We start from the raw sequence: 13,838 nt of genomic DNA on the forward strand, positions 1-13,838 counted from the left end.
TTGGCGCATGGTTGGATTCTTGCCTAGGCTAAAAAGTGCCTGTTTTCGAAAAGGAGCATTCGAAATGACGTTCAAGGGTATCGCTACTACCGCAGTACTTGCATCTGTTATCGGACTGGCGGGTTGTTCCGGCAACGATGTGCAAAACCAGTCACCCTATGCGCAGGCTGATGGTCGTTATCAGGGCACGTTACCGTGTGCTGACTGTGCCGGAATCAAGACCAATCTTGAAATCCGTAATCAGAACAATACTGGAGCGAGCTTCACGCTGGACAGCACGCGTCTGGGCCAGAGCGAGAAGCCGCTGCAAACCAAGGGTCAGGTGCTGATCAAGCAAAACGTGGGTCCCAACAGCTACCCTCTGGTGTATGAACTGAAAAATGGTCAGGGCAACACCATTTATAACCTGCTGCCGGTAGGTAATGGTGATATGCGGCTACTGGATCGCAATTACACACGAATCGATTCCAGCGATAACCTGACGCTCAAGCGTATCAATTAATGAGCGCCTGAGTTCAGATAACCCGGCCCCTGTGGCCGGGTTTCTTGTATGCCCCAACGTCTGATACAGGAGATTGACATGGGTGATCTGTCTGAAGAGATGAGGATGCCAACGCCGTGTCCTGAGTGCGGCAGTCATAGTGTTCGCCTGTCAGAGGTGCGAAACCCTACCGATAAGGTGTTTTGTTCATCTTGCAACACCGTGCGTGGTCAATACGCCGATCTTCAAAAAGAGATTGAAAACAAGCCCAAAAGTGAGGCTGAAGAACTGCTTGAAGAAGTGGTCAATAAAAAGGGAAACGCGCCCAGTTCTTCCTGAGGCATGAACGGGGCTGATCGCGTACTTTATATTGAAAGGGCCCGCTTCCATGGAAGCGGGCCCTTGTATTGCGGGTGTTGATCGACGCTGAATATCAGGTCTTGATGCCGCCCCAGTTGCGGCGATGACAATCACATTGGCTGTCCTGACAGGGCTGATTGTCCGGGTGCGAAGTGGCGCAGGCCTCACAGCAATATACCTTGCCGTTGACCTCGGGGGCCGTATCGGGAACGACGCATTCACAGTAGGTACAGTCACAGATGCGCTGTGTCATGAAGGCTCTCCTTGGGTGATGAGACGGTATGAGGGACAGTCATTGCCTGCCCCAAGCATAGGTCATCACCGCATAAAGAGTGTTTCGGATTGCGTTATCCCATCAGGGCATTGGCGATAAAGAGCCCTGCAAGCGCCGTGGCCCAGCCAAGCGTTGTCGGCACCGAGACCACCAGTAGCTGGTGCTTGGCATTTTTAACGCCCAGCATCCGATTGACCACCCAGAAATAACTGTCGTTGAAATAGCTGAAAAACAGCGCTCCAAGGCAGGCTGCCTGAGCCGCGAGCACCATGTTGACGTCCGGTATGGCGGCCAGAATGGGTGCTGAAATGGAAGCGCCAGTGATCATCGATACCGTGCCACTGCCCTAGGCAAAGCGCACAAGCGTGGCAATGATAAATGGGATCAAAAAGGTGGGCAGCGCCAGCGAAGCCACCTGAGCGCCGATATAGTCTCCCGCGCCGCTGGCGCGCAGTACTGCCCCCAGAGCGCCGCCGGCACCGGTGACCAGCAGGATGATGCCAGCGCTTTCCACGCCCTTTTCCAGATGGGCGAGCACTTCCGGGCGTGGCATTTTGGGGACCAGCCCATAAACCGCCACCAACACACCGATACCGACCGCAATCACCGGGTTACCAAAAAAGGTAATCATCTGTCCGATCAGCGAATTTTCGATGCTCACGCTGTCGTTCAGACTGGCCAGGGCGCTAAATAGCGTATTGAGAAAGATCAGGCCGATCGGCAGCGCGATAGGCATGATGGAGCGTGTCAGAGAGGGCAGCTCGTGCTCGCCGAGCTGGGTCGGTTCCTTTGATGCGTCCTCGTCGAGACTCAGGGCCTGACCGGTATCGCGTTCGATCATGGCCTCGATGCGCGGCCCCATGAAGCGGGCATACAGCACCATGACAATCAGCGCCGGTGCGGTAAAGACAATCCCCCAGGCAATCATCAGGCCAATATCGATGCCGAAGATACCCGCAACCCCCAGCGGACCCGGTGTGGGGGGAACGGCACTGTGTGTCACGATCAGTCCCGAGCCCAGTGCAATCCCAAGGGTCAGAAGCGAACGACCACTGCTGCGTGACAGCGCGCGCACCAGCGGATTGAGAATGACATAGGCAGAATCACAAAAGATCGGGATCGAGACGATATAGCCGGTCAGCGCCATGGCCCAGTCTTCTCGCTCCTTGCCCAGCAGTCGCAGAATGGTTCTGGCCAGACGCTGGCCGGCGCCGGAGACTTCCAGAATACGGCCCATCATCACACCAAATCCGATGACAAGACCGATGGTGGCAAGGGTGGCGCCAAATCCGGTGGTAATGGCCTTGATGACATCGTTGGCCGGCATACCGCCGATCAAACCGGCCAGCGAGGCAGCTGTTACCAGTGCCAATAGCGCGTGTACGCGCGTTTTCAGCACCAGAAAGATCATCACAAAGATGGCAATGCCCAGACCGATGATGACCTGGGGTCCTGCAGTTATAGCATCTGTCATGACGGTTGATTCCCGAAAAAAAAGTGGTTGGCGTTATCTTTCAAACGGGGTGATATGCGCCGATCAGTCCTTCTGACCGGCCATGTAGCGCTGGTGGGCACGTACGATGTCGTCAAACTGCTCGTCGACGTCAAAGCCCAGTGACAGGGCGTAGCGGTTATCAAAAAGCGGCGCCCAGCTATAGACGATGGCCTCGATCTGCGGATCACGCTCGTAGCGGATTCTTGCGCTGGCCTCGCTTCCTGCCACACGTTCAAGACTTTCAATCATTTCGCGGACCTCAATCGACATGCCGGGTAGATTGATGGTGCGACAGATTTCCAGACGCTCGGCGTCAAGCGACAGCGCATGGGCAAGGTTGTTGATGATGGTTTCCGGTGAGCAGATCCAGATCGCAAATTCCGGGTCGATCGGACAGATCGCCTCTTCACCACCCAGCGGTTCACGGATGATGGAGCTGGCAAAGGAAGAGGCGGCGCGATTGGGGCGGCCCGGGCGTACCACGATCGTGGGCAGGCGGCAGATCCGGCCATCAATGAAGCCGCGACGGCTGTAGTCATTCACCAGCAGCTCACTCATGGCCTTTTGAGTGCCATAGGAGGAGCGCGGCTGCGGTGCCGTCTGCTCGGTCAGCGGTGAAGGCATGCCGGGCCCGAAGACGGCCAGTGAGCTGCTGAACAGAAACCGGATGTGATCACCGCGATGTCGACAGGCTTCAAGCAGAGACCGTGTGGCATCGAAATTGACCTGCATGCCCTGATCGAATTCCGCTTCGGCATGAGAGCTGACAATCGCTGCCAGATGGCACACGGCAATGGTGTCTTCGCGAAAGGCACGCTCGATGACCGATGGGTCGCTGATGTCACCCACGATCGACTCGATGCGCTCGTCGTCGATGGGACAGGGCGCCAGATCCAGGCTTGTGACATGGGTGATGGACTGTCCTGCAAGCGCTCCCTGATCGAGCAGTTTCATGGCCAGCCGTGCGCCCAGAAATCCGGCGCCGCCAGTGATGATGATGTGCATGGGCTGCTTCCTTGTCTGGTGTGTCGAAGCGTTTTCTGAATTTTTGGTCCTGTCGCCAGTCAGGCCCGGTACATCCAGTGAACGCATTGAGCGATATCATTCAAAGGAGGTATTGAGTGTTTCTCTTTTTTTTGTAATGTTGTCTGACAACTGTTGAGCGAGGCAATATGGTCATTGGTCGAACATCCGACGCCTGGATGTCACTTCCTGCAGGAGCGCATCCGACATGGAGGCATACACGACATGGTTGATTCGACGTCCGACAAGCGCATGTCGGAGAGAGGGCCGGGGCTTGCCGAGCAGATGGCTGGCGTGTTGACCCGCGCAATCCATACCGGAGAGTTGAAGGCCGGTCAGCGACTGCCTACCGAAGCGGCGCTGGGAGAGCGCCATGAGGTTAGCCGTTCGGTGGTTCGTGAAGCCATTTCCATGCTGCGTAACGCCGGTCTTGTCGTTTCAAGGCGGGGCAGCGGCAGCTTTGTGGTCGAGGCGCCTACAGTATCGCTGGTGCAGGCGCTGCCCGGTGGTTCGCTGGCTTCGGTACTGCATCTGCTGGAACTGCGTCGTGCGCTGGAGGGCGAAGCGGCCTTTCACGCGGCCATGCGCTGTTCACGGGCACAGCTTCGGAGATTGCGCAATGCGATGGTGGATATCGATGAGGCCGTGGAAGCCGGCGAATCCGGTGTGGAGCAGGATCTCGCCTTTCATCGTGCCGTCGCCGAGGCCTCAAACAATGAGTACTTCATCACGATTCTGGATTTTTATAACCGGTTCCTGCATCAGGCGATCAGCCTGACCCGAAGCAACGAAGCCCGACGTGACAATTTTGTTGCCGAGGTCATCAGTGAGCACGACGCCATTATCGAGGCCATTGCCAGTGGTGATGGCGACGCCGCGCGTCAGGCGGCGTGGTGGCACATGGATCAGGCCCGCAGGCGCCTGAGTGACATTCCTGAGTCGTTGATCGAGGCATTCGAGCATACCCGTGAAGGCGATCGGGATTAATTTCATCATGGACTGGTTTTAAAGGAGTCAAGGCATGACACACAGGCTCAGAGCAGGGGTGATCGGGCTGGGATCAATGGGAATGGGCATGGCGACATCGTTGGTCCGGGACGGGTTCGAGACCCTGGGCTGCGACATCAACGCAGACGCCCTTGAACGACTGGCCACCGAGGGGGGCCGGCCGGTTGCCAACCCCGCCGAGATGGGCAGCCAGGTCGACATTGTCTTTCTGGTGGTCGTCAATGCGGCCCAGATGCGTGATGTATTGCTGGGAAGCAATGGCCTGGCCTCGACTCTGGCCCCCGGCAGCATCGTGGTGGGGTGCGCCACGGCGGCACCTGACGATGTCATTGCGCTGGCGGCCGAGCTGTCAGACAAGGGCATCGATTATCTCGATATCCCCATTTCGGGTGGCGCGATCAAGTCCGCCGCCGGTGAGCTGACGCTGATGGCCTCTGGTCCATCGAGCGTGTTTGAGCGTGCCCAGCCGGCGCTGGACGCCATCGCGGCCACCATCTTTCGTCTGGGTGAGGCGCCTGGGCAGGGCTCACAGGTCAAGCTGGTCAATCAGCTGCTGGCAGGCGTGCATATCGCGGCGGCGGCCGAGGCCATGGCCTACGGCATCAAAAGCGGCTGTGACCCGCAAACGCTCTATGAAGTGATCACCAAAAGCGCGGGTAACTCCTGGATGTTTGAAAACCGCGTACCGCATATTCTCGAGGGCGATTATACGCCACGCTCGGCGGTCGACATCTTCGTCAAGGATCTGGGGCTGGTGCACGATACAGCTCGCGCCGAGCGTTTTCCACTGCCGATGACTGCCCAGGCGCTGACCATGTTCAGCCAGGCCTCGTCCATGGGATTTGGCCGTGAGGACGATGCTGGAGTAGTGCGTATCTTCCCCGGGATTGATCTGCCGACGCAGGCGGCCAACGACTGATCCCGACAACACCGGTTCGGAGCTTTCTCATGCCATTACTGGGCTGTATTGCAGATGATTTTACCGGTGCCACCGATCTGGCCAGTCAGTTGGTCAGTATTGGAATGCGCACCGTCCAGACCATCGGAATTCCCGATGAACGACTGGCCGATGAACTCAAGGACGTTGATGCCGTAGTGGTGGCGCTCAAAAGCAGAACCATTCCTGCCGAGCAGGCGATCTCACAGTCGCTGGCCGCGCTTGAATGGTTGCAGGCGCGAGGCTGTCAGCAGTTCTACTTCAAGTATTGCTCCACCTTTGACTCTACCTCCGAGGGCAACATCGGCCCGGTCACCGAGGCTCTGATGGACGCGCTCGAGGTGCCCTTTACCGTTGCCTGTCCGGCCCTGCCGGCCAATCACCGCACGGTCTACAACGGCTATCTGTTCGCGGGTGGCGTACCGCTCAATGAAAGCGGCATGCAGGATCACCCCCTCACGCCGATGACCGATGCCAATCTGGTCCGTGTGATGGGCAGTCAGACCCGACACCGGGTTGGGCTGGTGAATCTTGACTGCGTGCGGCGAGGCAGCGATGCCGTAAGAAGCCGCTTTGACGCGCTCAAGGCCGATGGCATCAGGGTGGCGATTCTGGACGCCATCGAGCAGCAGGATCTGGAAACGCTGGGCGAGGCCTGTCGCGATCTGACGCTGGTCACGGCAGGCTCCGGTCTGGCGCTGGGCCTGGGGGCGCGCTGGAGTGATCAGCTCACTGGCGGAGACGCCGCCGAGCTTCCCGCCACGCCAGGCCGCGAGGCCATTCTCAGCGGCAGCTGTTCACGCGCGACGCTGGCTCAGGTCGAGCATACAAAAGCGCATTATCCTCATTACCGGCTGGATGCACTGACGCTTGCCGAAAATTATCAGGATCAGGTAGCCGAGGCGCTTGATTTGGCGCGGGAGCATCTTGATCAGTCGCCCGTGCTCATCTATGCCAGCGCTTCTCCTGACAACGTCAAAAAGGCGCAGCAGATGCTGGGTGTTCAGGAAGCCGGCGAGATTGTTGAGCGCGCGCTGGGGGAGATTGCAAGGGCACTGGTCAGCGAGCTGGGCGTTCGTCGCCTGCTGGTCGCCGGTGGTGAAAGCTCGGGTGCCGTGGTCAGTGCGCTTGAGGTGAAGGGACTTCAGATCGGGCCGAGCATCGATCCAGGCGTGCCCTGGACCGTGACGCTGGGCACTGAGGAGCAGCTTTCGCTGGCGCTCAAGTCCGGTAATTTCGGCAGTGAAGATTTCATGACAAAGGCCTGGGAGACAATGCCATGAGTCACATCAATACCCATAGCGAAGAGAACCGCCTGCGCGAGGAGATCAGCGAGATCGGGCGTGCCTTTCGCCAGCTGGGCATGGCGCCCGGGACTTCCGGTAATATCAGCGCCAAATGCGAGGGGGGCTGGCTGATGACGCCCACCAATGCAAGCCTTGGGGCGCTGGACCCGGCCGAGATATCGATGCTCGACTGGGACGGTAACCTGCTCTCCGGCAAGCCGCCGACCAAGGAATCCTTTCTTCATCGGGCCTTTTATGAGTCGCGTGAGGAGGCAGGAGGGGTCATCCATCTTCATTCGACCTACGCCTCGGCAGTTTCTTGCCTGAAAGGGCTGGACGAAGGCTCGTGCCTTCCGCCGATCACACCCTATTTTGTGATGCGGGTGGGCCGTCTGCCCCTGTTGCCCTATTTCCAGCCCGGTGATCCGGCCATGGGCGAGGCAGTACGTGAATACGCCCCCGAGTATAGTGCCGTGCTGCTGGCCAATCATGGCCCGGTCGTGGCGGGCAAAACGCTTGAAGCAGCGCGCAATGCCATCGAGGAGCTCGAGGAGACGGCGCGTCTGTTTCTGCTGCTCAAGGATCAGCAGATCAATACCCTTGATGAGCAGCAGATCGAGGGCCTGCGCCAGCAATTTGGTGCCCGCTGGTAATCATGATTCTGCCCCGGGCGCCCGTGGGTGTTGGGGCCTGACGGCTTTCACCCCCTTTTATTCCAAGGAATCCTCATGCCGCGTTTTGCTGCCAATCTGACCATGATGTTCAACGAAGTCTCCTTTATGCAGCGCTTTGAGCAGGCTGCGGAACAGGGCTTTGAAGCGGTCGAATATCTCTTTCCCTACGCTTTTGAAGCCGGTGATATCGCCAATGAGCTCAAGCGACATGATCTGCAGCAGGTGCTTTTCAATCTGCCCGCGGGTGACTGGGAGGCGGGCGAGCGCGGTCTGGCCGCCTTGCCCGGGCGCGAACGTGAATTTCGTGACAGTGTTGAAACGGCCATTCGCTATGCCCGCACGCTGAATTGTCCGAGAGTACATGCCATGGCAGGTGTCGCAGGCGAAGGAGCAGATCCTGCGGCCATGCAGGACACTTATCTGGAGAATATCCGTTTTGCGGCGCGCCGGCTGCAGGAGGAGGGCATCATGCTGCTGCTCGAGCCGATCAACAGCCGCGATATGCCGGGCTATTTCATCAACCATCAGCATGAGGCCCATGAGGTCATCGAAACCCTTGGGGAGCCCAACGTAAGGGTGCAGATGGATTTCTATCACACCCAGATCATGGACGGTGATATCTGGACCACCTTTGAGGAGTATCGCGAAGGCGTGGGCCATATCCAGATCGCCGGCGTACCCGAGCGTCACGAGCCCGATACCGGTGAGGTCAATTACGCCTGGCTGTTCGAGCAGCTTGATCGCGTTGGCTTTGAGGGCTGGCTGGGCTGTGAGTACAAGCCCCGTGGCGAGACAACTGAAGGGCTTGGGTGGTTCAAGCCCTGGCGACGTTAAGTGGTGCGCTCAATGGCCGTGGTCTGAATAGCGCGCCTCAAGATCATCAAAAAGGGTCTTGTTCACCAGCCGCTGCCGCTCGCTGAAGGAAGCCACCAGCTGTGGGTCTTCATCGAGCCGGCCGTTCTTGAGCAGTTGTGGCAGTGCCCTTTGCATGCCGCAAACGGCACTTTGTAACGCCGCATTGGCATAAAGCACGACGGCGTAACCCAAGTGGTCGAGTTCATCACGATCAAGGGTGGGCGTTTTGCCGCCGATCACAAGGTTGATCAGCAAGGGCGTTTCAAAAAGGGCTGGCAGGCGTCGAATGTCTTCAAGGGATTCGGTGGCTTCGATAAACAGGATATCCGCGCCTGCCTCGGCAAACCGATGCGCGCGCTCGATGGCGTGCTCAATGCCATGGACCGCTGCGGCGTCAGTGCGGGCGACAATCTGAAGATGGTCATCCTGTCGGCTATCTACAGCAGCCTTGATCCTGCCGATCATCTCCTGGGTAGAAACGATCTGTTTGCCGCTGAAATGGCCACACTTTTTGGGCATCACCTGATCCTCGAGCTGGATGGCATCAGCACCGCTGCGCTCAAGAGTGCGCACTGTATGGCGAACGTTAAGCGCATTACCAAAGCCGGTGTCGGCATCCACCATGAGGGGCAGCTCAACGGCCTCGCGCACTCTGGCAGTGTGCTCGGCCACTTCATTAAGGCCGATAAATCCCATGTCAGGGAGCCCCAGCGACATGTTGCTGACTCCCGCACCGGTGAGATAAAGCGCTTCAAATCCTGCATCTTCGACAATTCGAGCACTCAGGGCGTTGAAGACGCCGGGCATCAGCATGGCGTTGCGTGTCATGATCCGTCGCCGAAAGGCGTTACGCCGTTGGGTATCTGCAATGGACATGTTCTTGTTCCCTGAAACAGGACGTCATTGTGGAGGGCACTCCTTCTGATACTGCCAGAGGTTGTCGAAAACGGATATCTCCCCGTTGATGGAGGCGGTTTGTCCAGCGAGCTCGGATGTTTGTCTCCTGCCTGAAATCATCAGCGATAGCCCGCTGCCTGTAGCTCGAAAAACTCGGCATAGCGGCCGCGAGCCGCCATCAGTTCGTCATGACTACCGCGCTCGATCACATGGCCATGCTCCATGACCACGATCACATCGGCACTGCGAACGGTCGAAAACCGGTGCGAGATCACAATGGCGGTTTTATCGCAGCTGTGATGACGAAAGCGCTCGAATACTGCCGCCTCGGCGGCGGCGTCCATGGCGGCGGTGGGTTCATCGAGCACCAGAATATCGGCATCTTCACGCATCCAGGCACGTGACAGGGCGATGCGCTGCCATTGGCCGCTGGAAAGCTCCTGACCGTTTCTGAACCAGCGGCCGAGCTGGGTGTGATAGCCCTGCGGTAGCCGTTCGATGAAGTTGTCCGCCAGGCCGCGGTGGGCCGCGTCGCGCCAGCGCTGTTCGTCATTGAAGGCATCGATGTTGCCTACCCCAAGGTTCTCGCCGACCGGAAACTGATAGCGTACGAAGTCCTGAAAGATCACCCCGATCCGACGGCGCAGGGCGCCGAGCTGCCAGTCGCGCAGGTCGCTGCCATCCAGCAGGATGCGTCCGTGGCTCGGCTGATACAGGCGAGTCAACAGTTTGATCAGGGTGGTCTTGCCGGAGCCGTTTTCCCCCACCAGCGCCAGACTCTCGCCGGGGCGCAGGTGCAGGGAAATATCGTGTAGCGCAGTGATACCGCCCGGATAGTGGAAGTGGACGTGCTCAAAGCGCAGGCCGTCACCGGGTGTGATGCCTTCGGTCAGCGTGCCGCGCTCGGCGTGGGCAGGCAACTCGAGAAACTCGTAGAGATTGGACAGATAGAGGTTGTCTTCATACATGCCGCTGATGGCGCCAAGGCCGGCCGACAGGGCGCCCTGACTCTGTTTGAACACCATCAGGTACATGGTCATCTGGCCCAGTGTCAGTGCTCCCGTAATGGTTTCCAGTACTACCCAGCCATAGGCTGCGTAAAAGGTCAGAGTGCCCAGCAGCCCGAGTAGAAATCCCCACAGGGTGCGACGCAGGGTAAGGCGGCGTTCTTCATCGTAAAGGCGTTCAAAAATGGCGCGGTAGCGCTCGCGCAGCAGGGGTTCAAGACCGAAAAGCTTGACCTCTCGGATGCTGTCTTCACGTGCGAGCAGTGTTTCCAGATAGCGTTGCTCACGCATTTGCGGCGAGCGCCAGCGGAAAAGCCGAAAAGCTTCGCCGGAAAAACGGGCCTCGGAGAAAAATACCGGCAGGGCACCGAAGACGATAATGACCAGTGCCCATGGTGAAAACTGTACCAGCAGCACGGCAAAGCTTGTCAGCGAGATCAGGTTTTGAAGCAGAGTGAACGTGCGGTTGACCAGTGAAAGGGGGCGGGTCGAGGCTTCACGACGGGCGCGAGTGAGCTGATCATAGATCTCCGAGTCCTCAAACTGTGGCAGCGAGAGCCGGCCGGCCTTGTCGAGAATCATCATGTTGACCCTTTGGCCCAGCCGCGCCCGTAACAGCGACTGCTGTGCTTCCAAAAGGCGCTGTGACAGTGCCATCAACACGATAATGGCGCCTTCCAGCGCCACCAGCCATAAAACCGGAGAGAGCAGCTCAAGCGTCTCGGTGGCGATACCCTGATGTCTGGTGGCCTCTACCACGCCATCGACAATCAGCTGACCGACCCAGGCAGCAACGGCCGGCAGTACGCCGGCTACCAGCGTGGCCAGTGCCAGCCCCAGCATCATCAAGCGTGAGGTCTGCCAGACCAGAAGCAAGGCTCGATGGGTATAGCGAAAGACATTGACAACATCGCCCGGCATAGCGGCCAGGCGACGTCCGGAACGAAAAAGGGGCATGAGTCAAACGACCATCAAAGGGTCTGGCGTGAGCGCTTTCGAGGCGTAGCGCCCTGACGCGGGGCCCTGCGCGTTCTGATATTAGCCTGCCATAGACCGGGAAGCGAGGAGGCAAGCGGCCTGATGGTTTGCCGCTGTGCTCGTCCTCTGTGAGATTTTGGTATTTCGCGCATGCCTTCTCGCAGGCCCACGCCAAGACTTGCGATAACGAGTACACCTGCCATCAGCAGGCTGCCCACACTACTGATGATAATCAGTGCGCCGGCGGCAACCCCCAGAGCAATCAACATCACGGACAGGCAGATATCGCGTGAGAATCCTCGCCATAGCCCATAGCTACCCAGGATGGTGGCAAGAAAGGCTATCCATAGCAGACTGATCATAACGTCACGCTCACTCCTTGTCGGGCGCATCATGCCCCCAATATGTCCATCCACTATTTTAGTGCATTTTGTGGCAAAAACACGCCAGAGTCTGATAGACCCGAATTAAAGGTGCGTCATGCTGTCAGCACCTGAATCGGGCCGCTCTGGTGGGGGTGCCAATAATGCCGAGTCAGTAACGTCAGAAGGTGTGGGCAACTTGAGTTTTTAAAAGAACAGGAAAGCTACTCTCCTTGTTTTAAAACTTTAAAACGGCCGGAAACAGGAAGAGAGCTCATGGCTGCCCTGCAGCCTCGCGCGGGCATCATATCCTGTGCTCAAGCAGCCTTGAGGGCCGGCAGACGGTGATGACATGCTATCCTCATGAGCATCGCGGTATTGAAAGCCCCGTCAACGTGCGGGCATCCCTTCATGCCTGGACGCCGCTTTTTCAAAGACTCAGGAGCACAGGTATGGCCATCGGGCATCGCAGGGGCTGGAGCATGACTGCCGGTATCGCTGTACTGGTGGCTGGCGGTCTTTATTTTGCCGGTCCCTGGGCGCTGAAGAACTGGGCGGTGGACGCGCTGGAAAAGGCCACCGGTCAGCCGGTCGCGCTGGAGCATCTGAGCTTTAACCCCTTTACGGCGACGGCCTCTCTAAGGCGGCTCGATATCGGTAATAGCGACTCGCCGATGATCCATGTCGATAAAGCCGAGGTAGCGCTGGCGTGGCATACACTGTGGCAGTCAGGTATTCATGTCGAGCGTGTTGACCTCACTGGCCCCCGGCTGCATCTGGTGACAACGTCTGATGGTCTCAACATCACGCAGCTTGGCGGCAGCGATGACGCTGGCAAAAGCACTGCCCTGATCATTGACAGTATCAAGGCACAAAACGGTGAGATTGACTGGGTAAACAGGACTCAATCTCCTCCGGTGCAGCTGGCGGTGACCGATCTGTCCCTCACCCTTGAAGACTATGACAGTCGCTCGGCATCTCCCATGCAGGGCGAGGCCACCGGCACATTGAACGGCGGGCAGCTCCATGCCGACGGCCGATTTGGTGTCAGCCCGTTGACCGGTGATCTTCAGGTCAAGGGTCAGGACATAGGGCTTGAACTCATCAATCCCTGGCTTTCAAGGCTCAGTCGCGTGCAGATCGATCAGGGAACGCTGAGCGCTCACGGAACGCTTGCCTTCGGTGAAGCAAAACAGGGACAGGTGCAGTGGCAGGGCGAGCTCGAGGCGAGCGCGGTTTCCGTGCTGGATGGTCGTCAGCGCCCGTTTTTCAGCGTTGATCAGGCTCGGTTGAAAGGCATGGATCTGTTGACGGGTGACCATCTAAAGGCTGATCGACTGTCGATGTCAGGTTCCAAAATGATGGCCATTATTGATGAGGATGGCTCTTTTAATCTAACGACCTCGCTGGGTCTGCAGTCAGGTGAATCCTCGACGCAGGACCAGACATCGCAGGACAACGCTCAGCAAGACAATGCCATGGCAATTGCCCTGGGGCATATGGACGTTTCCGATGGCGTATTCAATTTCGAGGATCGACACATGTCCCCGAAGGTGACTCTTGGTATCGAGTCACTTGAAGGCACCATGCAGGACTTCGATACGCGTCAGGATACCCCTGCCAGCTATACCTTCAAGGGGCTTGAAAGTCGGCAGACACCGGTCACCATTAAAGGACAGTTCAACGCCGCTGCGCCGTCGGGGATCATGAATCTAAAGGTTGATCGCCTGCCGCTTGAGCGCTTTGCTCCATACATTCAGCGCTTCGGCGGCTACAGGGTCGAGCAGGGAACTGCCGATCTTGATCTACATTACAGGCTTCATGACGGTCGTCTTGATGCCAATAATCATGTGATTCTGCGTCATCTGGATCTGGGGGAAGAGGTGCCGGGTGGGGATACTTCCCTGCCTTTGAAAAATCTGATTGCGGTGCTGCAGGGTGAGGATGGCGTCATCAATCTCGATATTCCCATTGATGCCTCGGTAGAAGGCGGGGGAGTCGACGTGAGCAAGGTGGTCTGGCAGATCGTTGGCGAGGCGCTGGAGAACATGGTGACCTCCCCCATTGAAACGCTGGAGGCCATGATCAGCGGCGATGACGATAGTGATGACAATGCCGGTTCAGGGAAAGCCTCCAGGGCCTATACCGAGGGCCCCTTGTCGCAGGTGGTGACCGATCCCTCCGATGAGTGAGCGTGTAAC

At 58.1% G+C, this 13,838-nt stretch carries 13 protein-coding genes and 1 pseudogene; 8 read left to right on the top strand and 6 right to left on the bottom strand.

Going from position 1 to position 13,838, the window contains the following annotated elements; all coding sequences use genetic code 11:
• The first annotated feature begins 64 nt into the window (after positions 1–64).
• Together B9G99_RS12415 and B9G99_RS12420 are read left to right on the top strand one after the other, a co-directional pair.
• Positions 65–502 (top strand): copper resistance protein NlpE N-terminal domain-containing protein, encoded by a 438-nt coding sequence (locus B9G99_RS12415; RefSeq protein WP_158521498.1) that lies wholly within the window; start codon positions 65–67, stop codon positions 500–502.
• Positions 503–580: 78 nt separating this feature from the next.
• Positions 581–820 carry a hypothetical protein gene (locus B9G99_RS12420; RefSeq protein WP_086622438.1) on the top strand — a complete coding sequence of 80 codons (240 nt, stop codon included), beginning with the start codon at positions 581–583 and terminating at the stop codon, positions 818–820.
• Positions 821–914: 94 nt separating this feature from the next.
• Here B9G99_RS12420 and B9G99_RS12425 read toward each other — a convergent pair whose 3' ends face one another.
• From B9G99_RS12425 to denD, 3 genes and pseudogenes are all read right to left on the bottom strand, one after another.
• Positions 915–1,094 carry a hypothetical protein gene (locus tag B9G99_RS12425; protein WP_086622439.1) on the bottom strand — a complete coding sequence of 60 codons (180 nt, stop codon included), beginning with the start codon at positions 1,092–1,094 and terminating at the stop codon, positions 915–917.
• Positions 1,095–1,188: 94 nt separating this feature from the next.
• Positions 1,189–2,589, bottom strand: a pseudogene (locus B9G99_RS12430) (GntP family permease).
• 63 nt (positions 2,590–2,652) lie between these two features.
• Entirely contained in the window at positions 2,653–3,615 is a 963-nt protein-coding gene (gene denD / locus B9G99_RS12435; protein WP_086622440.1) for a D-erythronate dehydrogenase, read from the bottom strand.
• Between the two features lie 243 nt (positions 3,616–3,858).
• On the opposite strand from denD, the gene B9G99_RS12440 reads away from it, so the two are divergent.
• From B9G99_RS12440 to otnI, 5 genes are all read left to right on the top strand, one after another.
• Positions 3,859–4,620, top strand: coding sequence for a FadR/GntR family transcriptional regulator (locus B9G99_RS12440; RefSeq protein ID WP_227875809.1), 762 nt, complete (start codon positions 3,859–3,861; stop codon positions 4,618–4,620).
• A gap of 34 nt (positions 4,621–4,654) precedes the next feature.
• Complete coding sequence (gene ltnD, locus B9G99_RS12445; protein ID WP_086622441.1) at positions 4,655–5,560, top strand: L-threonate dehydrogenase; 906 nt, start codon at positions 4,655–4,657, stop codon at positions 5,558–5,560.
• A 29-nt stretch (positions 5,561–5,589) separates the two neighbouring features.
• On the top strand, positions 5,590–6,861 hold the full coding sequence (otnK, locus tag B9G99_RS12450; RefSeq protein ID WP_086622442.1) for a 3-oxo-tetronate kinase: 1,272 nt from the start codon (positions 5,590–5,592) through the stop codon (positions 6,859–6,861).
• The gene (gene otnC / locus B9G99_RS12455; RefSeq protein ID WP_086622443.1) at positions 6,858–7,517 is read left to right on the top strand and encodes a 3-oxo-tetronate 4-phosphate decarboxylase; all 660 of its coding nucleotides are present in this window, start codon (positions 6,858–6,860) and stop codon (positions 7,515–7,517) included. Before otnK ends, otnC begins: the two co-directional genes overlap by 4 nt.
• Positions 7,518–7,592: 75 nt before the next feature.
• Positions 7,593–8,372 carry a 2-oxo-tetronate isomerase gene (gene otnI, locus B9G99_RS12460; protein ID WP_086622444.1) on the top strand — a complete coding sequence of 260 codons (780 nt, stop codon included), beginning with the start codon at positions 7,593–7,595 and terminating at the stop codon, positions 8,370–8,372.
• Positions 8,373–8,381: 9 nt separating this feature from the next.
• Here otnI and B9G99_RS12465 read toward each other — a convergent pair whose 3' ends face one another.
• The 3 genes from B9G99_RS12465 to B9G99_RS12475 all read right to left on the bottom strand — a co-directional run bounded on the left by B9G99_RS12465 (position 8,382) and on the right by B9G99_RS12475 (position 11,637).
• Positions 8,382–9,269, bottom strand: coding sequence for an isocitrate lyase/PEP mutase family protein (locus B9G99_RS12465; RefSeq protein ID WP_086622445.1), 888 nt, complete (start codon positions 9,267–9,269; stop codon positions 8,382–8,384).
• A 140-nt stretch (positions 9,270–9,409) separates the two neighbouring features.
• Positions 9,410–11,254 (bottom strand): ABC transporter ATP-binding protein, encoded by a 1,845-nt coding sequence (locus B9G99_RS12470; RefSeq protein WP_086622446.1) that lies wholly within the window; start codon positions 11,252–11,254, stop codon positions 9,410–9,412.
• Between the two features lie 14 nt (positions 11,255–11,268).
• Positions 11,269–11,637, bottom strand: coding sequence for a hypothetical protein (locus B9G99_RS12475; RefSeq protein WP_086622447.1), 369 nt, complete (start codon positions 11,635–11,637; stop codon positions 11,269–11,271).
• Positions 11,638–12,089: 452 nt separating this feature from the next.
• On the opposite strand from B9G99_RS12475, the gene B9G99_RS12480 reads away from it, so the two are divergent.
• Positions 12,090–13,829, top strand: coding sequence for a DUF748 domain-containing protein (locus B9G99_RS12480; RefSeq protein ID WP_158521499.1), 1,740 nt, complete (start codon positions 12,090–12,092; stop codon positions 13,827–13,829).
• The last annotated feature ends 9 nt before the right edge of the window (positions 13,830–13,838 follow it).

The organism is Kushneria konosiri, assembly GCF_002155145.1.
In the GTDB taxonomy this organism is placed as follows: Bacteria; Pseudomonadota; Gammaproteobacteria; order Pseudomonadales; family Halomonadaceae; genus Kushneria; species Kushneria konosiri.

Coding starts and splice junctions, on each gene's coding strand:
- B9G99_RS12415 (WP_158521498.1), top strand. CDS start 65: ATGACGTTCAAGGGTATCGCTACTACCGCAGTACTTGCATCTGTTATC.
- B9G99_RS12420 (WP_086622438.1), top strand. CDS start 581: ATGGGTGATCTGTCTGAAGAGATGAGGATGCCAACGCCGTGTCCTGAG.
- B9G99_RS12425 (WP_086622439.1), bottom strand. CDS start 1,094: ATGACACAGCGCATCTGTGACTGTACCTACTGTGAATGCGTCGTTCCC.
- denD (WP_086622440.1), bottom strand. CDS start 3,615: ATGCACATCATCATCACTGGCGGCGCCGGATTTCTGGGCGCACGGCTG.
- B9G99_RS12440 (WP_227875809.1), top strand. CDS start 3,859: ATGGTTGATTCGACGTCCGACAAGCGCATGTCGGAGAGAGGGCCGGGG.
- ltnD (WP_086622441.1), top strand. CDS start 4,655: ATGACACACAGGCTCAGAGCAGGGGTGATCGGGCTGGGATCAATGGGA.
- otnK (WP_086622442.1), top strand. CDS start 5,590: ATGCCATTACTGGGCTGTATTGCAGATGATTTTACCGGTGCCACCGAT.
- otnC (WP_086622443.1), top strand. CDS start 6,858: ATGAGTCACATCAATACCCATAGCGAAGAGAACCGCCTGCGCGAGGAG.
- otnI (WP_086622444.1), top strand. CDS start 7,593: ATGCCGCGTTTTGCTGCCAATCTGACCATGATGTTCAACGAAGTCTCC.
- B9G99_RS12465 (WP_086622445.1), bottom strand. CDS start 9,269: ATGTCCATTGCAGATACCCAACGGCGTAACGCCTTTCGGCGACGGATC.
- B9G99_RS12470 (WP_086622446.1), bottom strand. CDS start 11,254: ATGCCCCTTTTTCGTTCCGGACGTCGCCTGGCCGCTATGCCGGGCGAT.
- B9G99_RS12475 (WP_086622447.1), bottom strand. CDS start 11,637: ATGATCAGTCTGCTATGGATAGCCTTTCTTGCCACCATCCTGGGTAGC.
- B9G99_RS12480 (WP_158521499.1), top strand. CDS start 12,090: ATGGCCATCGGGCATCGCAGGGGCTGGAGCATGACTGCCGGTATCGCT.